The organism is Rhodococcus sp. W8901 (assembly GCF_013348805.1).
Taxonomy (GTDB): Bacteria; Actinomycetota; Actinomycetes; order Mycobacteriales; family Mycobacteriaceae; genus Prescottella.
This window is the reverse complement of sequence record NZ_CP054690.1, coordinates 3,513,755-3,535,767: the sequence shown is the minus strand read 5'-3', so window position 1 is coordinate 3,535,767 and position 22,013 is coordinate 3,513,755. Positions and strand designations below refer to the sequence as shown.

General features: G+C 69.3%; 22 protein-coding genes. 10 read left to right on the top strand and 12 right to left on the bottom strand.

All coding sequences use genetic code 11. The features are described from left to right. Positions 1 to 55 precede the first annotated feature (55 nt). The 3 genes from HUN07_RS16520 to HUN07_RS16510 all read left to right on the top strand — a co-directional run bounded on the left by HUN07_RS16520 (position 56) and on the right by HUN07_RS16510 (position 2,383). Positions 56 to 358 (top strand): putative quinol monooxygenase, encoded by a 303-nt coding sequence (locus HUN07_RS16520; protein WP_114719231.1) that lies wholly within the window; start codon positions 56 to 58, stop codon positions 356 to 358. 140 nt (positions 359 to 498) lie between these two features. Further along, the gene (locus HUN07_RS16515; protein WP_174911111.1) at positions 499 to 1,599 is read left to right on the top strand and encodes an endonuclease/exonuclease/phosphatase family protein; all 1,101 of its coding nucleotides are present in this window, start codon (positions 499 to 501) and stop codon (positions 1,597 to 1,599) included. A gap of 280 nt (positions 1,600 to 1,879) precedes the next feature. Next, on the top strand, positions 1,880 to 2,383 hold the full coding sequence (locus HUN07_RS16510; protein ID WP_174911108.1) for a C40 family peptidase: 504 nt from the start codon (positions 1,880 to 1,882) through the stop codon (positions 2,381 to 2,383). A 39-nt stretch (positions 2,384 to 2,422) separates the two neighbouring features. On the opposite strand, the gene HUN07_RS16505 is transcribed toward HUN07_RS16510, so the two are convergent. Further along, positions 2,423 to 3,364 (bottom strand): NmrA family NAD(P)-binding protein, encoded by a 942-nt coding sequence (locus HUN07_RS16505; protein WP_174911105.1) that lies wholly within the window; start codon positions 3,362 to 3,364, stop codon positions 2,423 to 2,425. A gap of 285 nt (positions 3,365 to 3,649) precedes the next feature. Continuing rightward, on the bottom strand, positions 3,650 to 5,086 hold the full coding sequence (gene glnA / locus HUN07_RS16500; RefSeq protein WP_114719235.1) for a type I glutamate--ammonia ligase: 1,437 nt from the start codon (positions 5,084 to 5,086) through the stop codon (positions 3,650 to 3,652). 240 nt (positions 5,087 to 5,326) lie between these two features. On the opposite strand from glnA, the gene HUN07_RS16495 reads away from it, so the two are divergent. Then, positions 5,327 to 5,803 (top strand): RDD family protein, encoded by a 477-nt coding sequence (locus HUN07_RS16495; protein ID WP_174911102.1) that lies wholly within the window; start codon positions 5,327 to 5,329, stop codon positions 5,801 to 5,803. Positions 5,804 to 5,894: 91 nt separating this feature from the next. On the opposite strand, the gene HUN07_RS16490 is transcribed toward HUN07_RS16495, so the two are convergent. From HUN07_RS16490 to sucB, 5 genes are all read right to left on the bottom strand, one after another. Further along, positions 5,895 to 6,650 carry a DUF4191 domain-containing protein gene (locus HUN07_RS16490; RefSeq protein ID WP_114719236.1) on the bottom strand — a complete coding sequence of 252 codons (756 nt, stop codon included), beginning with the start codon at positions 6,648 to 6,650 and terminating at the stop codon, positions 5,895 to 5,897. Positions 6,651 to 6,711: 61 nt separating this feature from the next. Continuing rightward, positions 6,712 to 7,728: a lipoyl synthase gene (gene lipA, locus HUN07_RS16485; protein ID WP_114719415.1), complete on the bottom strand. Its 1,017-nt coding sequence runs from the start codon at positions 7,726 to 7,728 to the stop codon at positions 6,712 to 6,714. Positions 7,729 to 7,780: 52 nt separating this feature from the next. Continuing rightward, positions 7,781 to 8,542: a lipoyl(octanoyl) transferase LipB gene (gene lipB / locus HUN07_RS16480; protein WP_174911099.1), complete on the bottom strand. Its 762-nt coding sequence runs from the start codon at positions 8,540 to 8,542 to the stop codon at positions 7,781 to 7,783. An 81-nt stretch (positions 8,543 to 8,623) separates the two neighbouring features. Further along, positions 8,624 to 9,514: a TIGR01777 family oxidoreductase gene (locus HUN07_RS16475; RefSeq protein ID WP_174911096.1), complete on the bottom strand. Its 891-nt coding sequence runs from the start codon at positions 9,512 to 9,514 to the stop codon at positions 8,624 to 8,626. A 123-nt stretch (positions 9,515 to 9,637) separates the two neighbouring features. Continuing rightward, on the bottom strand, positions 9,638 to 11,356 hold the full coding sequence (gene sucB, locus HUN07_RS16470) for a 2-oxoglutarate dehydrogenase, E2 component, dihydrolipoamide succinyltransferase (RefSeq protein ID WP_174911093.1): 1,719 nt from the start codon (positions 11,354 to 11,356) through the stop codon (positions 9,638 to 9,640). A gap of 305 nt (positions 11,357 to 11,661) precedes the next feature. On the opposite strand from sucB, the gene HUN07_RS16465 reads away from it, so the two are divergent. Continuing rightward, positions 11,662 to 12,036, top strand: a complete 375-nt coding sequence (locus HUN07_RS16465; RefSeq protein ID WP_174911090.1) for an oxidoreductase — start codon at positions 11,662 to 11,664, stop codon at positions 12,034 to 12,036. A 73-nt stretch (positions 12,037 to 12,109) separates the two neighbouring features. Here HUN07_RS16465 and HUN07_RS16460 read toward each other — a convergent pair whose 3' ends face one another. Beyond that, positions 12,110 to 13,633 (bottom strand): leucyl aminopeptidase, encoded by a 1,524-nt coding sequence (locus HUN07_RS16460; protein WP_174911087.1) that lies wholly within the window; start codon positions 13,631 to 13,633, stop codon positions 12,110 to 12,112. 134 nt (positions 13,634 to 13,767) lie between these two features. On the opposite strand from HUN07_RS16460, the gene gcvT reads away from it, so the two are divergent. Together gcvT and HUN07_RS16450 are read left to right on the top strand one after the other, a co-directional pair. Beyond that, complete coding sequence (gcvT, locus tag HUN07_RS16455; protein WP_174911084.1) at positions 13,768 to 14,883, top strand: glycine cleavage system aminomethyltransferase GcvT; 1,116 nt, start codon at positions 13,768 to 13,770, stop codon at positions 14,881 to 14,883. Positions 14,884 to 14,936: 53 nt separating this feature from the next. Further along, complete coding sequence (locus tag HUN07_RS16450; protein ID WP_174911081.1) at positions 14,937 to 16,040, top strand: branched-chain amino acid aminotransferase; 1,104 nt, start codon at positions 14,937 to 14,939, stop codon at positions 16,038 to 16,040. 63 nt (positions 16,041 to 16,103) lie between these two features. On the opposite strand, the gene HUN07_RS16445 is transcribed toward HUN07_RS16450, so the two are convergent. The 4 genes from HUN07_RS16445 to HUN07_RS16430 form a co-directional block, all read right to left on the bottom strand. Beyond that, on the bottom strand, positions 16,104 to 16,865 hold the full coding sequence (locus HUN07_RS16445) for an adenosylcobinamide-GDP ribazoletransferase (protein WP_254622560.1): 762 nt from the start codon (positions 16,863 to 16,865) through the stop codon (positions 16,104 to 16,106). Positions 16,866 to 16,867: 2 nt separating this feature from the next. After that, positions 16,868 to 17,965 carry a nicotinate-nucleotide--dimethylbenzimidazole phosphoribosyltransferase gene (cobT, locus tag HUN07_RS16440; RefSeq protein WP_174911080.1) on the bottom strand — a complete coding sequence of 366 codons (1,098 nt, stop codon included), beginning with the start codon at positions 17,963 to 17,965 and terminating at the stop codon, positions 16,868 to 16,870. Between the two features lie 25 nt (positions 17,966 to 17,990). After that, positions 17,991 to 18,563 carry a bifunctional adenosylcobinamide kinase/adenosylcobinamide-phosphate guanylyltransferase gene (cobU, locus tag HUN07_RS16435; RefSeq protein ID WP_114719245.1) on the bottom strand — a complete coding sequence of 191 codons (573 nt, stop codon included), beginning with the start codon at positions 18,561 to 18,563 and terminating at the stop codon, positions 17,991 to 17,993. Positions 18,564 to 18,628: 65 nt separating this feature from the next. After that, a complete protein-coding gene (locus HUN07_RS16430) occupies positions 18,629 to 19,309 on the bottom strand; it encodes a DUF3043 domain-containing protein (protein WP_114719246.1) in 681 nt (226 codons plus the stop codon). A gap of 107 nt (positions 19,310 to 19,416) precedes the next feature. On the opposite strand from HUN07_RS16430, the gene HUN07_RS16425 reads away from it, so the two are divergent. The 3 genes from HUN07_RS16425 (at position 19,417) to HUN07_RS16415 (ending at position 21,999) form a co-directional block, all read left to right on the top strand. Then, on the top strand, positions 19,417 to 20,505 hold the full coding sequence (locus HUN07_RS16425; protein ID WP_174911077.1) for a glycerate kinase family protein: 1,089 nt from the start codon (positions 19,417 to 19,419) through the stop codon (positions 20,503 to 20,505). 59 nt (positions 20,506 to 20,564) lie between these two features. Continuing rightward, positions 20,565 to 20,915 (top strand): HesB/IscA family protein, encoded by a 351-nt coding sequence (locus tag HUN07_RS16420; protein ID WP_114719248.1) that lies wholly within the window; start codon positions 20,565 to 20,567, stop codon positions 20,913 to 20,915. 109 nt (positions 20,916 to 21,024) lie between these two features. Further along, positions 21,025 to 21,999, top strand: coding sequence for a carbohydrate kinase family protein (locus HUN07_RS16415; RefSeq protein WP_174911074.1), 975 nt, complete (start codon positions 21,025 to 21,027; stop codon positions 21,997 to 21,999). Positions 22,000 to 22,013 lie beyond the last annotated feature (14 nt).

Here is a 22,013-nt window from a genome sequence, read left to right as displayed (position 1 = left end):
AGCATGCGAGAACAGTGAGGAGTGGTTCGTTCCGTACGACCGCTGGAGGTATCCGATGGTCACCGCCGCACTGCTGGTCCGCGTCGAGGCGAAACGCGGCAAGGAAAACGAGGCGGCACAGTTCCTCGAGAGTGCCCTGGCGCTCGTGCAGGAGGAACCCGACACCGTCGCGTGGTTCGCCCTCCAGTTCGGGCCCGCCACCTTCGGCATCTTCGACGCCTTCCCCGACGACGCCGGCCGCCAGGCCCATCTCGCGGGCAAGGTCGCCGCGGCGCTCATGGCGCGGGCCGACGAACTCTTCGTCGGGCACCCCCACATCAGCAAGGTCGACATCCTGGCGGCCAAGCTACCGGGCTGACGTCGTATGTCGCCGTAGACCACTACCTTTCGGCTGGTCATCCTCCGCCCGCGTGCCGGTAATGTCCGGTTCGCGGACCGTTCAGTTCCGTTTGGTCTCATCGCTGCGCCATAGCGGCAGACGATGAGGAGAGTGGTGTGATGACTTCGCTGACACGGCGTCAGGCAATGAAGGCGTTCACGGTGGCTGCAGGAACGGCGGCCCTCGGTGCGGGGGCGATCGGCACGGCCGCGTCCGCCGGAGCGTTCCCGTTCCAGGAAGTGCGCGTCCTGTCCATCAATATCTGGCACAGCGGGAGCAAGATCCCGAACGGTCTCGAGCGGGTCGCCGACATCATCGAGTCCACCCGGGCATCGATCGTGTTGCTCTCCGAATCGGGCGACGCGACAACTGCGCTCGCCGACATCCTCGGCCGGCGAGGGTCCCGGTTCCACACCGCCACGTCGTCGGACACCGGCATCCTGTCCCGGTTCCCGGTCGAGGAGACGGGCGCGCTGGACTACATGGTCAAGGCGGTCGTGTCGGTGCCGGGCGGACCAGAGCTCGCCGTGTACTCGGCGCACCTCGAGTACCGGTGGTACGCGACGTACCTTCCGCGCGGGTACGGCGGCGGGATCCCCAGCCCGGGCGAGTTCTCGCAGTTCGGCTGGGGCAAGATGCCGGGTCCTGTCACCGACCCGGACGTGGTCCAGCGAGTCAACATCGACTCGGGCCGTCCTGCCGTGATTTCCGCGTTCCTGGAGGATGCGGCGCTGGAACGGGAGAAGGGAAGGTCGGTCATCATCGGCGGCGACTTCAACGAGCCGTCGAACCTGGACTGGACGGCGGAGGCCAGGGACCTGTTCGACCACAACGGCGTCGTGTTGCCGTGGGAATCGACCCGGCTGCTCGAGCAGGCCGGATATGCCGATTCCTACCGGCGGATGTACCCGAACCCGGTGACCCACCCCGGGTTCACCTGGCCGGCCGGAAATCCCGACGTCCCCGTCTCCGAACTCACGTGGGCGCCCGAGGCCGACGAGCGAGACCGCATCGACTACATCTTCGCCAGCCGGAACTCCCGCCTGCGCCTGACGTCGGCCGGCATCGTCGGACCGCGGGAGTCGATCGTCCGCAACGAGCGGGTGATCGAGAGCACGCAGGACCGATTCGTCGACTCCCCGCTGCCGTGGCCCACCGACCACAAGGCCGTCATGGCGACCTACCGGTGCCTGCCGGCGCTCGGTGGATCCGCCTCCTGACCGACCGATTCGCGCCCGGCGACTACGTAACGGCGCTGTGATGACCCCCGTCACAGCGCCGTCACGGCTCCGAGAGTGACCGGCAACACACGTAGTCCGAGGTATATGCGCTGGTCAGAGTGGGTTTTCCGAGGCGCGTAGGTAGCCGGGGGACGAAACAGGTACCCATGCGGGTAGATCTACCGGTGTATCGATCCGGTAACGACGGAACTCTGGGTTGTGCCCGAACACCGATGCCAGACCAAGTGTCGGACCACAGCAAGACTCGGAGGACCCTCGAATGGCCCTGAAGAACACCCGCTTGACCCGTACCACCCGCGGCCTGCTGCTCGGCGCCGTCGCCGCCGGCGCGATCATGATCCCCGCCGCTCCCGCCATGGCGCAGCCGTTCACGGCGCCCAGCTGGGGCAGCAGCTCGGTCGAGGTCACCCCGGTCGCCGGCTCCACCGGCCAGGCCGCCGCAAACGCAGCCCAGTCCAAGATCGGCTCACCCTACGTGTGGGGCGCGACCGGCCCGAACTCGTTCGACTGCTCCGGCCTCGTCCAGTGGTCCTACAAGCAGGCCGGCAAGTCCGTCCCGCGTACCAGCTACGACCAGGTCTCGGGCGGCACCCCCGTCTCCAAGTCGAACCTCCAGCCCGGTGACGTCATCGGCTTCTACGGCTCGGATCACGTCGGCATCTACATCGGCAACGGCAAGGTCGTCCACGCGCCCACCGAGGGCGAGAACGTGAAGGTCTCGTCGATCGACGCGATGCCTTTCTCCGGCGCGAGCCGCTACTGATCAGAGCCTCGTGCTCTGATGAAACTAGCTACGAGCCCGTCACTCCGATCGGAGTGACGGGCTCGTCCCATCTCCGCCGAGCAGATAGAAGTCCCGGCGTGCGGCCACGAACGCCTCGACAGTCTGTGCCGGCACGCCGGTCAGGCGCCAGACGTCGTCGGTCGCGCGGGCGTAGCGATTCTCCCGGTGCAGCCGGGCCATGGTTGCGATGTGTTGCTCGGTGTGTCGTGGCAGTCCCGCCTTCGGGAGCACATCGGCCAGCCACCGGTCCGGCGGTACGTCCACATAGCGCACCGAGCGCCCGAGCGCCCGTGAGAACTCCTCGGCCACGCCGACCATGTCGAGAGTGCGTGGACCCGTCAGTTCGTAGACATGTCCGACGTGCGGGGCCGGGTCGCGCAGAACGGTGGCGGCCACCCGGGCGACGTCGTCGACGGCGACCGGTGACGTGCGCCCGGTACCGAACGGCAGCGCGAGCGTCCCGTTCTCCCGGATCGACCGCGCAGCCAGCGTGGTGAACAGCGGATTGTCCAGGAACACCGTCGGTCGCACGTGGACCACCGGCAACCCTGACCAGTCGAATACCTGCTCCGCCAGCCAGTGCAGTCGCTGTTGGTGCGACTCCGCCGTGCTGGTGGTGGTCATCTGCGACACCGTCATCTGCGACAGGTTCACCAGACCGTCGAGCCTCCCGTATTCCCGCGCCACGGTGGCCACCACGGTCGCCGCCAGCAGATGGTCCGGTGACACACTCATTCCGAAATGCATCCGCCCCACACCCTCGAGCGCGGCCGCAACGGTCTCCGGCCTGGTCAGATCGCCGACGACGACCTCCACGCCGAGCGCGGACAACTCGTCGGCGCGATCATCGACGCGGCGGACCATCACACGAACCGGTACGTCGAGCGCGCGCAGTCGGTCGACGATGACGCGGCCCACGCCGCCGGCGCCGGGAACGAGAACAAGGTTGTCGGCATCCATCGGTCGGTCTCCGTCCGCGTGGAAGTGTGATCGAACCTGTCTCTGGTGCGTCGAGCCCTTTTGGCATGCACCTCGGCTCGCGGCGCCAGTCGTGCATGTGGCACTTCAATCAGGCTAGGCCGCTCGGGAACGTACCGGAGTTCGCTGCCGCATCCGTGGCCGGATACAGACGAGTCGACCCGCTCGGCGATCGGATCTGTGATCGCGGAGCGGGTCGACTCGGGAACTGCTGGGGACGGACGCGGGTGGCGTCACGTAGTGCAGCAGGTCAGCGCACTATCTGACTCAGCAGTCGTAGTACAGCGAGAACTCGTACGGGTGCGGACGCAGGTTGACCGGGGCGATCTCCTGCTCGCGCTTGAGCGAGATCCAGGTCTCGATCAGGTCGGTGGTGAAGACGCCACCCTCGGTCAGGTAGTCGTGATCCTGCTCGAGGCGATCGATGACCGCGTTCAGGCTGGTGGGGGCCTGCGGGATGTTGCGGGCCTCCTCCGGCGGGAGCTCGTAGAGATCCTTGTCGACCGGAGCCATCGGCTCGATCTTGTTCTTGATGCCGTCCAGGCCGGCCATCATCTGCGCCGCGAAGTTCAGGTACGGGTTGCCCGACGAGTCCGGTGCGCGGAACTCGAGGCGCTTGGCCTTCGGGTTGTTGCCCGTGATCGGGATACGCACGGCCGCGGAACGGTTGCGCTGGCTGTACACCAGGTTGATGGGGGCCTCGTAGCCCGGCACCAGGCGGTGGTAGGAGTTGATCGTCGGGTTCGTGAACGCGAGCAGCGACGGCGCGTGGTGCAGGATGCCGCCGATGTACCAGCGAGCCAGGTCCGACAGGCCCGCGTAACCGGCCTCGTCGTGGAACAGCGGCTTGCCGTCCTTCCACAGCGACTGGTGCACGTGCATGCCCGAGCCGTTGTCGCCGAACAGCGGCTTCGGCATGAAGGTGGCCGACTTGCCGTACTGCCAGCAGGTGTTCTTCACGATGTACTTGAACAGCTGCAGGTCGTCGGCCGCCGCGAGCAGCGTGTTGAACTTGTAGTTGATCTCCTGCTGACCACCGGTGCCCACCTCGTGGTGACCGCGCTCGAGCTCGAAGCCGGCGTTGGTCAGGTTGGTCGAGATCGCGTCACGCAGGTCGACGTAGTGGTCGTACGGGGCGACGGGGAAGTAGCCACCCTTGGCGCGGACCTTGTAGCCGAGGTTGGGGCTGCCGTCGGCGTTGACCTCGGCGCCGGTGTTCCATGCACCCGAGATCGAGTCCACCTCGTAGAATGCGCCGTTCATCGCCGAGTCGTAGCGGACCGAGTCGAAGATGTAGAACTCGGCCTCGGCGCCGAAGAAGGCGGTGTCGGCGATCCCGGTGCTGACCAGGTACTCCTCGGCCTTACGGGCGACGTTGCGCGGGTCGCGGCTGTAGGCCTCGCGGGTGAACGGATCGTGGACGAAGAAGTCCATGTTCAGCGTGCGTGCCTTGCGGAACGGATCGATCCGCGCGGTCGACACGTCGGGGAGCAGCATCATGTCGGACTCGTGGATCGACTGGAAGCCGCGCACCGAGGAGCCGTCGAACGCGAGGCCGTCCTCGAACACGTCCTGGTTGAACGCGGACGCGGGGATGGAGAAGTGCTGCTGAACGCCGGGCAGGTCGCTGAATCGGATGTCCACGTACTCGACTTCTTGGTCGGCGATGTACTTGATGACCTCTTCGGCTGTGGTGAAAGCCACGTTGGTGCTCCTTCAGTCGGTTACCTGCCGGTTGGGTTTCGGCGGTTTCGTCGAGGCAAGACGGTAGAGAGCCGGTGTTGCCCGTTAATCAAGCCTATGTTTCGCGGGTGTTACACGTCGGAGTTCGCTCGACGTACGCGCGGTGAATGTGACCAGATACACCGGTCACGGGTGTGACGAGCGGCACCGATGGGGCGACGGCCCGCCGGTATGCGCACGTCGACGCCTATCCTGGACGGCATGTCACGTATGACCGGCTCCTGGCTCTCCGGACCTTCCGCGGCTCTGCCCAAGGATCAGACGCAGGCGCAGGTCTACCGCGGCGAACTGCTGGGCCTGCCGGCCGACGGACCGGGCGCCCTGACCTCGACCGGCCGCCGCATCGCCGCGCTGGCGATCGACTGGTTCACCTCGGCCGGCGTCGTGATGCTGCTGATCGGCGAGGCGCCCCTCGAGAACTCCCTCGTCGGCACCTACACGCTGATGCTGTGGTTCGCCGTCGGCCTCGTGTGCGTCTCGCTGTTCTCGTTCACCCCGGGCCAGTACATGATGGGCCTGCAGGTGGCCCGCGTCGACGGCCCGGTGCGCGTCGGTTTCCTGCGGGCCCTGGCCCGGCAGGCGCTCATCGTGTTCATCGCGCCCGCCGTCATCACCGACGTCGACGGACGCGGCATGCACGACCGCGCCACCGGCACCGCGCTCGTCCGCACCCGCTGAGCGAGTCGCCCCACCCGTGAAACGCCGAATGTCACATCGGTTCAGTCCGACTGAACCGATGTGACATTCGGTCACATGGGGGAGCGGCGCGTCAGCGACGACGGATCGTGCGCTGCATGCCCTTCATCTTCGCGCCGGGCGGCAGCGGGCCCTTGGGGAGCGCGGAGCCGCTGCGGCTACCGAGGGCAGCCAGGCGGGACTCGATGGTGTCCATCCGCTTGGTGTCGATGTTGCGCGGCAGCTTGCCCAGGTGCTTGGCCAGCTGCGACAGCGGGACCTGGCCCTCCTCGTTGCCGACGATGAAGTCGTAGATCGGGGTGTCGCCGACCAGTCGCGCGGTCTTCTTCTTCTCCTGCGCGAGCAGACCCTTGACGCGCTGCGGTGAACCCTCGGCGACCAGGATCACGCCGGGTCGGCCGATCACACGGTGCACCGCGTCGAGCTGGGTGGTGCCGGTGACCGCATTCGTCACGCGCCACGAACCCTGCATGTTCTCGAGTGCCCACGCGGCCGCGCCGGCCTGACCCTCGGCCTTGCCGTAGACGGTCTTCTGGACACGCTTGCCGAAGATGATGAAGCCGAGCAGGACGCCGATGAGGATGCCGATCGGCAGCAGGAACCACTCGATCCCGAAGATGAGGCCGATCAGGAAGAACACGACGGCGCTGAGCACCAGCGTGCCGATCAGCAGCGGCAGCAGCAGCTTGTCTTCCTTGCGCTGCATCTGGAACGCCTGCCAGAGCTGAGTCCGGCGTTCCTTGGACGCCTGCTTGCGGGCCGCCTTCGCCGCAGCCTTCGCTTCCTTGCTTGGTTTGCCCGCTTTTCCGGACTTACTGCCGTTCGCCATACCTCACAGGATACGACCCTCACCGCGCCCGACTACGCGCGCGGTGAGGGGACCGAGCACGTCAGGCGCGGGTGGCGAGGCGCTCGAGGACCGAGCTGGCCTCCTGCGAGGCGCTACCGGCCTCGGCGAGATGGGCCTGCCCCTCGGGGAGAGCGCGGCCGTGATGTGCCATCGCCTGCGCGTACAGGCGACCGGCACGGTATGACGAGCGGACCAGCGGCCCGGCCATGACACCGGCGAAGCCGATCTCCTCGGCTGCCTTGGAGTGCTCGACGAACTCCTCCGGCTTGACCCACCGCTCCACGGGGTGGTGCCGCGGCGACGGCCGCAGGTACTGAGTGATGGTGAGGATGTCGCAGCCGGCCTCGTGCAGGTCGACCATCGCCTGATGCACTTCCTCCGGGGTCTCGCCCATGCCGAGGATCAGGTTGGACTTGGTGACCAGACCGAAGTCGCGGGCCGCGGTGAGGACACCCAGCGAGCGCTCGTACCGGAACGCCGGCCGGATCCGCTTGAAGATCCGCGGCACCGTCTCCAGGTTGTGCGCGAGCACCTCCGGACGGGACTCGAACACCTCGGCCAGCAGGTCCGGCTTGCCGTTGAAGTCGGGGACGAGATTCTCGACGCCGGTGCCCGGGTTGAGAGCGTGGATCTGGCGGACCGTCTCCGCGTACAACCACGCACCACCGTCGGGCAGATCGTCGCGGGCGACGCCGGTGATCGTGGAGTAGCGCAAGCCCATCGAGCGGACGCTCTCGGCGACACGACGCGGCTCGTCACGGTCGAGCGCGGTGGGCTTACCGGTATCGATCTGGCAGAAATCGCAACGGCGCGTGCACTGTTCGCCACCGATGAGGAACGTTGCCTCCCGGTCCTCCCAGCACTCGTAGATGTTGGGGCAGCCGGCTTCCTCGCAGACCGTGTGCAGGCCTTCGTTCTTCACCAAGCCCTTGAGCTCGGTGTACTCCGGACCCATCTTGGCGCGGGTTCGGATCCAGTTGGGCTTGCGTTCGATCGGCGTTTCCGCGTTTCGGATCTCGATGCGGAGAAGCTTCCGTCCTTCTGGGGCGACAGTCACGTGCTCGATGGTACGCCTGACCGATCCGTCGTCCGGGGCTGGGCGGGGGTGCTCAGCCGAACCTGACGGTGGTGAACTCGGGCGTCTGAAGTGCAGTGTCGAAGGTCACACGCTCGATGTCGTGAACCGTCACCGGAAGCTCGCCGGCGAGCGCCGCCATGACCGCCACCGTGACCGCCGGAGTGACGTCGTCGATCGTCACGTCGCGACCCAACTCGCGCGACAGCGTCGTGACACCGGCGTCCTTGATTCCGCACGGCACGATGTTGTCGAAGCCGTCCAGGACGGAATTGCAGTTCAGTGCGAAGCCATGCATCGTCACCCCGCGCTGCACCCGGACGCCGATCGCGGCGACCTTGCGCTCTGGCAGCCAGTTGCCGTCGACCAGGGAGGCCGGCAGCCACACGCCGGACCGCCCCTCGACGCGTCCGCACGTGATCCCCAGATCGGTACACACGGTGATGAGGGCCTGCTCGATCCGTCGCACATAGCTGACGACATCGACCGGCTCGGCGAGCTTGACGATCGGGTATCCCACCAACTGGCCGGGGCCGTGCCACGTGATCTTGCCGCCACGGTCGACGTCGATCACGGGCGTCCCGTCGACGGGACGGTCCTCGGGGGCGGTGCGACGGCCGGCGGTGTAGACGGCCGGATGCTCGAGCAGCAACAGGGTGTCGGGACCGACGTCGTCGGCGCGGGTCGTGGCGAGATCGCGCTGGCGATCCCACGCCGTCATGTAGTCGATGCGTCCGAGATGTTCGACGGCCATCGGCTGTGTGCTGAATCGGGCCGATGCGGTGGCACTGCTCATGGACCCAGACGTTACGCCTGGCATCCGCCGGCGCCGACCCGGCGGTCCGGGTACGGGCACACGGTGCCGCTCGGTCCGTGCTCAGCGGGCGCAGGCGTAGGCGAGTGCGTCGTCGATCGTGCTGTGCCGGAACGTGAATCCGGCGCCGTCGAGGGCCGTCGGAACTGCGCGCTGCCCGGACAGCACCGCCTCCTGTGCGAACTCGCCGATCAGCGCGGAGACGGCGAACCCCGGCACCACCCACGGTGCGGGACGGTGCAGGGCCCCGCCCAGCGCCGCATTGAAGCGCTTGTTGGTGACCGGTTCCGGCGCGCACAGGTTCACGGGGCCGTGGAGGTCGTCGCGGGCGATTACGAACTCGATGGCCGCGATCTCGTCGGCGAGAGAGATCCACGACATGTACTGACGGCCGCTGCCGAGTCGGCCGCCCAGACCGAGCGAATACAGCGGACGCAGCTTCCCGAGCATGCCGCCGGTGGGCGCGAGCACCGTCGCGGTGCGCAGCGACACGGTCCGCACGCCGGCCGCGCGGGCGGGCGCCGTCGCGGCCTCCCAGTCCCGGCACACCGCCGCCAGGAATCCGCTGCCCGACGGCGCGCTCTCGTCGACGACCCGGTCACCGGTATCGCCGTAGTAGCCGACCGCGCTGCCGTTGACGAGAACGGGCACCGCCGCGTCGGCGACGGCGCGGGCCAGGACGTCCGTCGCGGTGAGCCGGCTGTCCCGGATGGCCTGCTTGTAGGCGCCCGACCAGCGTTTGTCGCCGATGCCCGCCCCGCACAGGTTCACGACCGCGTCGGCGCCGCGCAGGACCTCGGCATCGACGACGCCGTGCTGCGGGTCCCACTCGAACTCGTCGGCCCTCGAGGGGCGACGGCGCACCAGCCTCGTCACGTCGTGGCCGCCGGTCCTCATTGACGCGACCAGGGCCTGCCCGATCATTCCGGACGAGCCGGCGACGACGATTCGCATGGCATTTCTCCTCGAGCGGTGACGGCCGGTCACAGGCGGTGACCGAAACGCCGAGGGGCACCACTCCTTGCGGAAATGGTGCCCCTGGCGACGACTGGTGTCGTGATCGAGATCCGGTGGACCTTACAGGCCCAGATCGGCCTCGAACGACGCCTCTTCGAGACGCTGCTTGATGGTGGTCAGGAAGCGACCCGCATCCGCACCGTCGACCAGACGGTGATCGTAGGTGAGCGGCAGGTAGCACATCGAGCGGACGCCGATGGACTCGTTGCCGTTCTCGTCCTGGACCACGACCGGACGCTTGACGATCGCGCCGGTGCCCAGCATCGCCGCCTGCGGCGGAACCAGGATCGGGGTGTCGAACAGGGCGCCCTGGCTGCCGATGTTGGTGATGGTGAAGGTGCCACCGGAGAGCTCGTCAGGCTTGAGGCCACCGCTGCGGGCACGCTTGGCGATGTCCGCGATCGCGCGGGCCAGACCGGCCAGCGACAGGTCACCGGCGTTGTGGATCACCGGGGAGAGCAGACCCTGCTCGGTGTCCACGGCGATGCCGAGGTGCTCGGCCGCGTGGTAGGTGATCTCCTTGGCGCCCTCGTTGTAGCTCGCGTTCACGTTCGGGTGAACCTTGAGCGCCTCGACCACGGCCTTCGCGAAGAACGGCAGGAACGTCAGGTTGACGCCCTCGCGCTCGGCGAAGTCGGCCTTGGCCTGGGCGCGCAGCGCGGCGATCCGGGTGACGTCGACCTCGAAGGTCTGCGTGAGCTGCGCCGTGGTCTGCAGCGACTCGCGAGTCTTGACGGCCGTGATCTGACGGATCCGGTTGACCTTCTGCGTGGTGCCACGCAGGTGAGCGAGCTCCGGACGCACGCCGGCGGTGGCGGCGGGGGCCGGGGCGGCGGCGGGAGCCGGTGCCGCGGCAGGGGCCTTCGCGGCGTCGGCGGCGGCGAGGACGTCCTGCTTGCGGATGCGTCCGCCGACACCGGTGCCGGTGACCTTCGCCAGGTCGACGTTGTTGTCGGCGGCGAGCTTGCGAACCAGCGGCGTCACGTACGGCGCGTCACCCGAGGGCGCAGCGGCGGCCGGAGCGGCAGCGGGAGCGGCCGGTGCTGCGGGAGCAGCAGGTGCTGCCGGAGCGGCGGGGGCCGGAGCCGGTGCTGCGGCGGGGGCCGGAGCGGGAGCTGCCGGCGCGGGAGCCGGAGCCGGAGCGGCCGGTGCTGCGGCGGCAGGCGCACCCGAACCGATGACCGCGAGCTGACCGCCCACGTCGACGGTGTCGTCTTCCTGCGCACTGATCTCGAGGAGGATGCCGGCGACGGGCGACGGGATCTCCGTGTCGACCTTGTCGGTGGAGACCTCGAGCAGGGGCTCGTCCACGGCGACCTCGTCACCGACAGCCTTGAGCCAACGGGTGACGGTGCCCTCGGTGACGGACTCGCCCAGTTCCGGCATGGTGACGGCCGTGCCGGACGCGGCACCGGCAGCAGGCGCAGCGGCGGGGGCTGCGGCAGGTGCGGGAGCGGCCTCGGCGGCGGGCGCGGGAGCAGCGGCCGGTTCGGCGGCGGCGGGAGCGGGAGCGGCCTCGGCGGCGGGCGCGGGAGCCTCACCGGCGTCACCGATCACGGCCAACTCGCCACCGATCTCGACGGTGTCATCCTCCTGAGCGACGATCTTGGTCAGAACGCCGGCGACGGGGGACGGGATCTCGGTGTCGACCTTGTCGGTGGAGACTTCGAGCAAAGGCTCGTCTACTTCGACCGTGTCTCCTTCCTGCTTGAGCCACCGCGTGACAGTTCCCTCGGTGACGGATTCACCAAGGGCTGGCATCTGGACGGAGAAGGCCATTTCTTTTGACTCCTCGACGGTTGTGTTCGGGTTGTTGAGTTTTGTCGACTTGTGGTCGAAAACCATTGTGCTCGAGATGCACGGTTCCTGCGGCGGTGTACGACGTTTCCGAGGCGCCTCACTCCGGTGGTGTGCTGCGCTTCGGACCCGTCGTGCGGCGCGCTGCGCCCATCCTTTCATTGATGCCCAGACCGTGTCCTCCGAGGGGCGGGTCATGTGAAATTCCTCGTCGTCGAGCGCGTCTGCTGGCAAAATCGGACAGATCGTCGCGGACCGGTCCGTGGCGGGCAGGGAGGAGAGTTCACGTGGGGTTGTTCGGCCGATTCACGCGCGGGCGGTCGTCGCGTCCGACGTCCGACGCGGAGTCCGACGCACGGCACCTCGCGGACTGGGCGCACTCGCACCACGGGGTCGAGGCGTACGTCGAACCCCAGACCACGGTGACGGAGGTGACGGTGGTGCTCGTCGCGGCGGACGGCGAATGGACCCGCCGCAAGGTCGGCGGTGAACGTGGCGCCCGGAGGCTCGGCGAGGACCTGCACATCCCGGTGTACGACGTCCGCAAGACGGGCTACCCGCAGCGGATGCGCGACTTCGACGCGCGGCGCCGGATCGAGCGCAAGCGGGAGCGCAAGCGGGAGCGCGAACGCGAGCTGCTGCGGGGCGACCCCGAGCTGTGAACGCGGCGCACGCCCGACGGGCCCGCCCAGGTCTGGACGGGCCCGTCGGACGTGCAACGAGCAAGTGGGGAAACTATCCGTTGGCGGCGATGTCCTCGAGCACCGAGATCATCGTGCGGACCGGGACCCCGGTGCCGCCCTTGCCGGTGTAGCCGAACGGGCCTCCGGTGTTGAACGCCGGACCGGCGACGTCGATGTGCGCCCACTGCACGCCGTCGGCGACGAACTCCTTCAGGAAGAGACCGGCCGCGAGCATGCCGCCCCAGCGGTGCGGGGTGACGTTCGCCAGGTCCGCGACCCGGGAGTTGAGGTCGCCGCGCAGCTCGGCGGGCATCGGCATCGGCCACGCGTTCTCGCCGATCTCCTGCGAGATCGCCGCGACGCGGTCGCGGAACTCGTCGGTGCCCATCACGCCGGGCGTGCGGTTGCCCAGCGCCACCATCTGTGCGCCGGTCAGCGTCGCGGTGTCGATCAGGTAGTCGGGCGCGTCCTCGCAGGCGCGGGCGATGGCGTCGGCCAGGACCAGGCGACCCTCGGCGTCGGTGTTGATCACCTCGACGGTGGTGCCGCCATACTGCGTCAGGACGTCGCCGGGGCGCTGCGCGGTGGCCGACGGCATGTTCTCGGCCATCGGCACCCATGCGGTGACGTCGACGGGCAGCTTCAGCTCGGCGGCGAGCACGACGGTCGCGATGACAGCAGCGGCGCCGCCCATGTCGGAGGTCATGTTCTCCATGCCGGCGGCCGGCTTGATGGAGATGCCGCCGGTGTCGAAGGTGATGCCCTTGCCGACGAGCGCGACCTTCTTGACCCCGCGGCGCTTGCTGCCCGAATACGTCATCTGCACCAGGCGGGGCTGACGGGACGAACCCTTGCCGACGCCGACGATGCCGCCGAAGCCGGCCTTGGCGAGCGCCTTCTCGTCGAGGACCTTGACCGTCAGCCCGGCGCCGGTGCCGAGTGCCTTGGCGCGGTCGGCGAACTCGGCCGGGAACAGGTGGCTGGGGGGAGTGTTGACGAACTCGCGGGCCGTCGCGACGGCCTTCGCGATCGCGACCGACCGGGCGAGGACGGCCTTGGGCTCCTTCGCGCGCGGCGACTCGACGAGCAGTTCGACGCGGCCGACAGGCTGGGCATCCGGCCCCGGCGCCGACTTGCTCGACTTGAACTCGGCGAACGTGTACGCGCCCAGGAAGAAGCCCTCGGCGGCCGCGCCGAGGTCGACCGAGGACAGCGTCGTCGCGGCGGTGGCAACCCCGGACAGGGAACGGGCGGCGACGCCGGCGGACTTGCGGACCTGCTCGGCGTCGATCTTGTCGGCGGCGCCGAGGCCGACGGCCAGGACGCTCGATACCGGCAGTCCGGCGGGAGCCGGGACGCGGGTGAGTTCCTCGGCCTTGCCGGTGGCGCCGACGGCCTGCAGGTCGTCGAGCAGCGCCGCCAGCACGTCCTCGTCCACCCCGCTGCCCAGGAGCGCCTCGGGGCCGTCGGATCCGGTGGTGAGACCGATCACGAGTACATCGACGCGCTTGCCGAGGGAACCGGCGAGTGCGACGTCGGGTCCGAGGGGACGGGTGGGGGAGGAAGTTGCGGGCACGGCATCTCCAGATTGGTTGGTTGCGACTGTCGGGTTGCGACTGTCTGGGTGCGACAGGCCGGTGTGTCGCGTGGGAAGTCGACGGCCGAATTCCGATGTTAGTGCGCCGACGGCGTCGGCTAGCGTTGTCCCTCATGAGCGACGCGAGCCTGCTGCAGGGCCCCATCCATTCCGTCCACGTCGACCTCGGTGCCACGTTCGCGCCGTTCGGTGGGTGGCAGATGCCCGTCTCGTACGCCGGCACCGTCGCCGAGCACACCGCGGTCCGCGAGTCGGTGGGCCTGTTCGACGTCAGCCACCTCGGCAAGGCGTTGGTGAAGGGTGCGGGTGCTGCCGACTTCGTCAACGGGACGCTCACCGCGGATCTCGCGAAGGTGGGCCCCGGCCAGGCCCAGTACACGTTGTGCTGCACCGAGACCGGCGGCGTCGTCGACGATCTGATTGCGTACTACGTGGCCGACGACGAGGTGTTCCTGGTGCCGAACGCGGCGAACACCGCCGAGGTCGTCGCCCGCCTGGCGGCCGCCGCGCCCGCCGGCGTCACGGTCACCGACCAGCACCGCGACTACGGCGTGCTCGCGGTCCAGGGCCCCAAGTCCGGCGACGTCCTCGCCGCGCTGGGACTGCGCGGTGACATCGAGATCGCGGACATCGAGTACATGGGCTTTGCGGACATGGAGTGGAACGGTGTCCCGGTGCGGGTGTGCCGCAGCGGTTACACCGGTGAGCGCGGCTTCGAGGTGCTGCCGCGCTGGGACGACAGCGAGGCCCTGTTCCGGGCTCTGCTCGACGCGGTCCGCGCCGAGGGCGGCGAGGTCGCGGGCCTGGGCGCTCGTGACACGCTGCGCACCGAGGCCGGCTACCCGCTGCACGGACACGAGCTCTCGCTGGACATCTCGCCGTTGCAGGCGCGTTGCGGGTGGGCCATCGGGTGGTCCAAGCCGCAGTTCTGGGGCCGTGAGGCGCTCGTCACGGAGAAGGAGGCCGGGCCCGTCCGGCGGTTGTGGGGAATCAAGGCCCTCGACCGCGGTGTGCTGCGGCAGGGACAGACCGTCTCCCTCGGCGGCGCTCCGATCGGTGAGACCACGTCGGGGACGTTCTCCCCGACCCTCAAGGTGGGGATCGCACTTGCGTTGCTGGACACCGGGACTGCGCTGAAGGCGGGCGACGAGGTCAGCGTCGATGTGCGCGGGCGTAGTCTGCGCTGCGAGGTCGTCACGCCGCCGTTCGTGCCGGTCCACACCAAGTAACGCTCGATACCAGGGAAAAAGCGGCGCAACTCCGTTAGATAGGATCACGGCTTATGACAGACGGCCTCGAATTCGCGCGCATCCAGCATCCCTCTCCCGCGACCGAAGAGGCGCGGCGCGAGATTCTGGAAGCGCCCGGGTTCGGTCGGTACTTCACCGATCACATGGTGTCGATCATGTACACCGAGGGCCGGGGCTGGCACGACGCCGAGGTGCTGCCGTACGCCCCGATCGAGCTCGATCCGGCCGGCATGGTGCTGCACTACGGGCAGGCGATCTTCGAGGGACTCAAGGCGTACCGCCAGCCGGACGGCGGTATCGCATCGTTCCGTCTGACGGCCAATGCCGAGCGGCTGCGTCAGTCGGCGCGCCGCCTCGCGATGCCGGAGCTGCCGGACGACCTGTTCGTCGGATCGATCGACGCACTGCTCGACGTCGACAGCGATTGGGTTCCCGCGGCCGGCGGCGAGGACTCGCTGTACCTGCGCCCCTTCATGTTCTCCACCGAGGCCGGACTGGGTGTCCGCCCCGCCAAGGAGTACCGCTACCTGCTGATCGCCTCCCCGGCCGGTGCGTACTTCCCGCGGGGCGTCAAGCCCGTGAGCGTGTGGCTCTCGCGTGAGTACGTCCGCGCTGCACCGGGCGGCACGGGTGCCGCCAAGTTCGCCGGCAACTACGCGGCGTCGCTGTTGGCGCAGGCGCAGGCCTCCGACGAGGGCTGCGACCAGGTGGTGTGGCTCGACGCGATCGAGCGCAAGTACGTCGAGGAGATGGGCGGGATGAACCTGTTCTTCGTCTTCGGCTCGGGTCCCGACGCGCGCCTGGTGACGCCGTCGCTGTCCGGTTCGCTGCTGCCCGGCATCACCCGCAACTCGCTGCTGAGCCTCGCCACCGACGCCGGCTTCGCGGTGGAGGAGCGCCGGATCAGCACCGACGAATGGCGTGAGAAGACCGTCTCCGGTGAGATCACCGAGGTGTTCGCGTGCGGTACCGCCGCCGTCATCACGCCGGTCGGCCGGGTGAAGTCCGCCGAGGGCGAGTTCACGATCGCCGACGGCGAGCCGGGCAAGGTCACGATGGCGCTGCGCGACACGCTCACCGGTATCCAGCGCGGCACGTTCGCCGACACCCACGGCTGGATGACCAAGCTGCGCTGAGTTTCTGCAGTCGACGATCGGGCCCTTCCGCTGCTGCGGGAGGGCCCGATTCGCTTCTCGGGGTCAGCCTCCGAGCAGGAACCCGACCGCGGTGGCGGCGACCGCGAATTCCAGTGTGGCACCGAGGACGTCGCCGTTGATGCCGTCGAACCGACGCGCGCAGTGCCGGATCAGGAAGGCGGCGACGGCGAGAACTGCAACGATCACCACAGGCCCCTGCCACCACCGGTCGGGGACCGCCCACACGGCCGCGGCCGCGAGAACGACGGTCCACAGTCCGACAGCCCACCGGCCCTGGGAGTCGGCGACCAGCGCGCCGAAGCCGCGTGGGCTGGAGGCGGGAACTCCGCGCCGGCAGGCGATCACGACCGCGACCCGGCCCGCGGTGACGGCCACGATCACGCCCGCCCACTGCTGGGCCGCGCCCAGCGCGCCGAACGACAGGGCCTGCACGCCGATGGTCACGATCAGCGCCGCGACGCCGAACGGACCAGCGCCACCGCTGCGCATCACCTCACGGGCGCGCTCCGGCGCTCCGTAGCACCCGAGGCCGTCCGCGGTGTCGGCCAGTCCGTCGACGTGCATGCCGCGGGTGGCCAGCGCCAGTGCACCGACCGTCAGCAGTCCGGCGAGTGTGGGATCGAGTCCGGTCTCCGACAGCACCCACAGCGCGCCGGCGACCGCGGCGCCGAGCAGGGCACCGACCGCGGGCGCCGCCGCGATCGCGCGCCGACCTTCCGGGCGACCGATGTCGTGCGGGCCGCGGACCGGCAGCACCGTCAGCCACGACAGCGCCAGCGAGAGGCCGGTCACCGCGGCGCGCACGATCAGTTCGATTCCGTCGGTTCGGATTCGGGTTCGGTGTTGTTGCTCACGCCGGCCTGGTCGAAAGTGGCCATGTGGGCGAGTGTCGCCACCGCGCCCTGCAGGATCGGCAGCGCCGCGACGGCACCCGAACCCTCACCGAGACGCATGTTCAGGCCGAGGATCGGGTCGAGTCCCAGGTGTCGCAGCGCGATCGTGTGGGCGGGTTCGGTGGACCGGTGGCCGGCCACCCACCACTCGCGGGCGCCGGGGGCGAGTTCCTCCGCGACCAGCGCCGACGACGTCACGACCAGACCGTCGACGATCACCGGGGTCCGGCGGACCGCGGCCTGTGCGAGGAACCCGGCCATCGCGGCCAGGTCGGCGCCCGACACGGTGCGCAGCAGGCCCACCGCGTCCCGCACGTAGGGCCGGGCCCGACGCAGGGCGTCGCGCACGGCGGCCGTCTTGCGCATCCATCCCGCGTCGTCGATGCCGGTGCCGCGTCCGACGGCAGCGACCGGTTCGGTGTCGGTGAGGGCGGCGATGAGGACCGTCGCGGGCGTGGTGTTCCCGATGCCCATCTCGCCCGCGATCAGCAGATCGGCACCCGAATCCACCTCCTCGTCCGCGATGGCGCGGCCCGCGGCGATCGCGCGCAGCGTCTCCTCGTGCGTCAACGCGTCCTCGCGGTCGATCGATCCCGACGAGCGGCGGATCTTGTAGGCCGACACCGACGGATCCGTGTCCGCGTCCACTGCCAGGTCCACCACGCGCACCGCGGCACCGGCGATCGAGGCGAGGATGTTGACGGCGGCCCCGCCGTCGCGGAAGTTGGCGACCATCTGCGCGGTGACCTCCGGCGGATACGCCGATACGCCGCCGCGGGCGATGCCGTGGTCGCCGGCGAAGACGACGACGCGGGGATCGGCGAAGATGTGCGGCGGGCAGACACCCTGGCAGGCGGCCGCCCACACGGACAGGTCCTCGAGCCGTCCGAGGGATCCGGTCGGCTTGGTCAGCAGCAACTGGCGAGCCTGGGCCTGATCCCGGATCTCTGCGTCCGGCGGGACGGGAGGTTCGAAGTCGGGGGCGGATGGACTCACGGATTCGCTTGTCACGCTAGGCCTTTCATTTGAGCGCCGATCATTTGAGCGTCAGGGCGATGCCCGCGACGACGAGGATCACGTCGTCGCACACTGCGGCCAACCGGGAATTGAGGGCGCCGATCTCGTCGCGGAACAGCCTTCCCGAGCGAGTCTCGGGGATCACGCCCAGGCCCACCTCGGGACTCACGAGTAGCAACCGGCCCGGATACGCGTCGACCGCGCGGACCAGTGCGTCGATGTTCGGCTCGACGGTGCCGCGGGGGGCGTCCCACGCGTTCGCGTCGTCGAGCTCACCGGTGAGCCAGGTGCCCAGGTCGTCGACGAGCGTCGGGGGATGCGCGTCCGGATCGGTGAGGACATCGATGAGGTCGCCGTCGCGGCCGGTCTCGACCGTCGCCCACGACGCCGGTCGGCGGCTGCGGTGCTGGTCGATCCGGGACTCCCAGTCGTGGTCGTCCGGGTACCGGCGGGCGGTCGCGACGTACCGCACCGGCGCGCCGGCCTCGACGTCGTCGAGCAGGCCCTCTGCATGTGCCGACTTGCCCGACCGGGCGCCGCCGAGGACGAGTGTGCGGCGGGGGCGGGGCGAATCGGGGGAGGGCACGGGCATAGACGCTACCAATCGACTCGGGCCGGTCCCCGCAGTGCGAGGACCGGCCCGAGTCGGTGTGTGGGTCAGACGGCGTCGCCGGGGCCGACCCGCGGCTTCGGTGCGCGCATCTTGCGGATCTGCGAGGCGCGCACGAACGCGTACCAGCCCAGCTTGAACCCGCCGTCGGTGCTGTCGGGGAAGCGCTCGCGCACCTTGTTGTTGATCATGCGGCCGAGGAAGTAGCCCTCGCCGGCCATGAACAGCATCATCACGAGCATCGCGAGTGTGACGAAGTTCTGTATGACCGGGCTCAGGAACATCGCCATGATCAGCACCAGCGCGAGCGGCATGAACATGCCGACCAGATTGCGGCGGCTGTCGACGATGTCGCGGGCGTACGCGCGGACCGGACCCTTGTCGCGCGGCAGCAGGTACTTGTCCTCGCCGGCGAGCATGCGGGCACGACGGTCGGCGGAGTCGGCACGGCGCTCCGCGGCGGCCGCCTTGCGCTCCTCCTTGGAACCACGGGTGGCCTTGCGGCGGGCCCGGGCCTCCTTGGCGGTGAGCGGAGCGGGTGCGACGGGGCCACGACGCTTGGCCTCGGCCTCGCGGCGCTTGGGCGTCGGGCGGCCCTTGCCGGGGGTCGCGGCCCCGGCGGTCTCGATCGTCTCCGCGGTCGTCGCGGTCGACTCGGTGATCTCTCCGGCGGCCGCACCATCGCGTTTGTCGGAATTGTCAGAGTCGCCTCGGCGTAGCAGCTTCACGCATCCAGGCTATGGGATAACTGCCGTGCTGGCGAAACCGACCACCGTGGAACCACCAGGACCCGCCCCGAAATGCCGAGGTCGGGGCAGCGCCATACACTCCGCTGATGCGTGTGCTCATCGCCCCCGACTCGTTCGGTGAAACCCTCACTGCTGTACAGGCGGCCGAGGCGATGGCCTCCGGGTGGGAGACCGCGCGACCCGACGATGTCGTCGTGCTCGCACCGCAGTCCGACGGCGGCCCGGGATTCGTCGACGTGATTTCGGCCACCGTCGGGGGAATCAGGTCCGTTCGGGTGGAGGGACCGCTCGGCCGGCCGGCCGACGCGCGCTGGGTGCTCGCCGCCGACACCGCGTACGTCGAATCGGCGCAGGCTGTCGGCCTCGGGTTGCTCGACGGGCCACCGGCCCCGCGCAGCGCCCTCGATGCGCACAGCCGTGGGGTGGGGCAGCTGATCGACGCCGCGATCGACGCGGGCGCCGGACGGATCGTCGTCGGTCTCGGCGGGTCCTGCTGCACCGACGGTGGGCGCGGAATGATCGCCGCGCTGGGCGGTCTGGACCGGGCGCGCCGACGGCTCGCGGCGATCGAGCTGGTCGCCGCCACCGACGTCGAGAACCCGCTGCTCGGCGAGCACGGGGCCGCACGGATCTTCGGTCCGCAGAAGGGTGCCGACCCCGCCGCCGTCGAGGAGCTCGAGCAGCGCAACTCGGAGTGGGCGACGGAGCTGGACGCTGCCGGCGCCGGCCCGATCGCGGACCTGCCGGGCGCGGGTGCGGCCGGAGGCCTGGGCGCCGCGCTGCTCGCACTCGGTGCTCGTCGTGAACCGGGCGCCGCGATCGTCGCACAATGCACCGGACAGGCGCGGCAGCTGGAGTCCGCGGACCTGGTGCTCACCGGAGAGGGCAAGTTCGACCACCAGTCGCTGCGCGGCAAGCTCGTCACCGCGCTCGCCGCCGCCGCGACCCGGATGGGTGTGCCGACCGTCGTGATCGCCGGCCAGGTCGCCGTGGACCGGGACACCGCCCGGGCGGTCGGGATCGTCGCGGCGTTCTCGGTCACCGAGTTCGCGGGATCCGTCGAGCGCGCGATGAGCGAGGCCGCGTCCCGGCTCGCGGCATTGACGTCGTGCGTTGCCGACGGTTGGCGGGGTGCGTCGGGGTTCACCCATATCGGGCCGATACATGAGGAATAGAGGTCCGCAGAGTACCGTTGAAGCGATCACGGGTTTGGCACGAGCGACAGGGAGAGCCCATGACTGTGCAGAACGAGACCGCCACCCACGGCGTCAAGATGACCGAGGCTGCGTCCGCCAAGGCGAAGGCACTGCTCGATCAGGAGGGGCGCGACGACCTCGCGCTGCGCATCGCCGTGCAGCCGGGTGGCTGTGCGGGACTGCGCTACCAGCTGTTCTTCGACGATCGGAACCTCGACGGTGACCTGATCGTCGATTTCGGCGGCGTCAACCTTGCTGTCGACCGGATGAGCGCGCCGTATGTCGAGGGCGCCTCGATCGACTTCGTCGACACCATCGAGAAGCAGGGCTTCACGATCGACAACCCCAATGCCACGGGGTCCTGCGCCTGCGGCGACTCCTTCAACTGAGTCCCGTACAACCTTATCCACGCACTCTGACGCGGAGTCTGCCTCACCGGCGGGCTCCGCGTCAGACTGCGTTTCCGACCAGACCATCCGAGCTGAAAGGGATCCGCGCGTGACTATTGCGGTTACCGGTTCCATCGCCACCGACCATCTGATGCGGTTCCCGGGCCGCTTCGCCGAGCAGCTGCTTGCCGATCAGCTCGCGCACATCTCGCTGAGCTTCCTCGTCGACGATCTCGTGATCCGTCGGGGCGGCGTCGGCGGCAACATCGCCTACGCGATGGGCGTGCTCGGGGGCTCGCCGCTGCTGGTCGGCGCGGCCGGTGCCGACTTCGCCGAGTACCGCGCGTGGCTCGAGTCCAACGGCGTCGACTGCGGCGGCGTGCGCGTGTCCGAGACGGCGTACACGGCCCGCTTCGTGTGCACCACCGACGAGGACATGGCGCAGATCGCGTCGTTCTATCCCGGCGCGATGAGCGAGGCCCGCGACATCGAACTCGCCGCCCTCTCGAAGTCCGCCGGCGGCCTGGACCTGGTGCTGATCGGGGCCAACGATCCCGAGGCCATGGTCCGCCACACCGACGAGTGCCGCCTCCTCGGCATCCCGTTCGCGGCGGACCCGTCGCAGCAGCTCGCCCGCCTGTCCGGCGACGACGCGAAGAAGCTCATCGCCGGCGCCAAGTACCTGTTCACCAACGAGTACGAGTGGGGTCTGCTGCAGCAGAAGACCGGGCTGTCGGAGGAAGAGATCCGCGCCCAGGTCGGGCTGCGGGTCACCACCCTCGGCGCGAAGGGTGTCGAGATCGTCGACGGCGAGGGCAACTGGGTCCGCGTCGGCGTCGTGCCCGAGCGCGGCAAGGTCGACCCCACCGGTGTCGGCGACGCGTTCCGCGCCGGCTTCCTGCTCGCCCACAGTGCGGGCCTGAGCCTGGAACGCTCGGCTCAGTTGGGTTCCCTGGTCGCCGTCTACGTCCTCGAGACCGTCGGCACGCAGGAATGGACGTTCCAGCGCGACGACGCGATCAAGCGTCTCACCGAGGCGTACGGCAAGGACGCGGCCGACGAGATCTCCGCGCTGCTCCCGTAAGCACGTTCACACGC

Bases quoted from the DNA above. Each gene is read 5' to 3' on its own strand.
- HUN07_RS16510 (WP_174911108.1), top strand. From the start codon at position 1,880: ATGGCCCTGAAGAACACCCGCTTGACCCGTACCACCCGCGGCCTGCTG.
- HUN07_RS16495 (WP_174911102.1), top strand. From the start codon at position 5,327: ATGTCACGTATGACCGGCTCCTGGCTCTCCGGACCTTCCGCGGCTCTG.
- HUN07_RS16520 (WP_114719231.1), top strand. From the start codon at position 56: ATGGTCACCGCCGCACTGCTGGTCCGCGTCGAGGCGAAACGCGGCAAG.
- lipB (WP_174911099.1), bottom strand. From the start codon at position 8,542: ATGAGCAGTGCCACCGCATCGGCCCGATTCAGCACACAGCCGATGGCC.
- gcvT (WP_174911084.1), top strand. From the start codon at position 13,768: ATGAGCGACGCGAGCCTGCTGCAGGGCCCCATCCATTCCGTCCACGTC.
- HUN07_RS16420 (WP_114719248.1), top strand. From the start codon at position 20,565: ATGACTGTGCAGAACGAGACCGCCACCCACGGCGTCAAGATGACCGAG.
- sucB (WP_174911093.1), bottom strand. From the start codon at position 11,356: ATGGCCTTCTCCGTCCAGATGCCAGCCCTTGGTGAATCCGTCACCGAG.
- HUN07_RS16425 (WP_174911077.1), top strand. From the start codon at position 19,417: ATGCGTGTGCTCATCGCCCCCGACTCGTTCGGTGAAACCCTCACTGCT.
- HUN07_RS16515 (WP_174911111.1), top strand. From the start codon at position 499: ATGACTTCGCTGACACGGCGTCAGGCAATGAAGGCGTTCACGGTGGCT.
- HUN07_RS16505 (WP_174911105.1), bottom strand. From the start codon at position 3,364: ATGGATGCCGACAACCTTGTTCTCGTTCCCGGCGCCGGCGGCGTGGGC.
- HUN07_RS16450 (WP_174911081.1), top strand. From the start codon at position 14,937: ATGACAGACGGCCTCGAATTCGCGCGCATCCAGCATCCCTCTCCCGCG.
- HUN07_RS16490 (WP_114719236.1), bottom strand. From the start codon at position 6,650: ATGGCGAACGGCAGTAAGTCCGGAAAAGCGGGCAAACCAAGCAAGGAA.
- HUN07_RS16475 (WP_174911096.1), bottom strand. From the start codon at position 9,514: ATGCGAATCGTCGTCGCCGGCTCGTCCGGAATGATCGGGCAGGCCCTG.
- cobU (WP_114719245.1), bottom strand. From the start codon at position 18,563: ATGCCCGTGCCCTCCCCCGATTCGCCCCGCCCCCGCCGCACACTCGTC.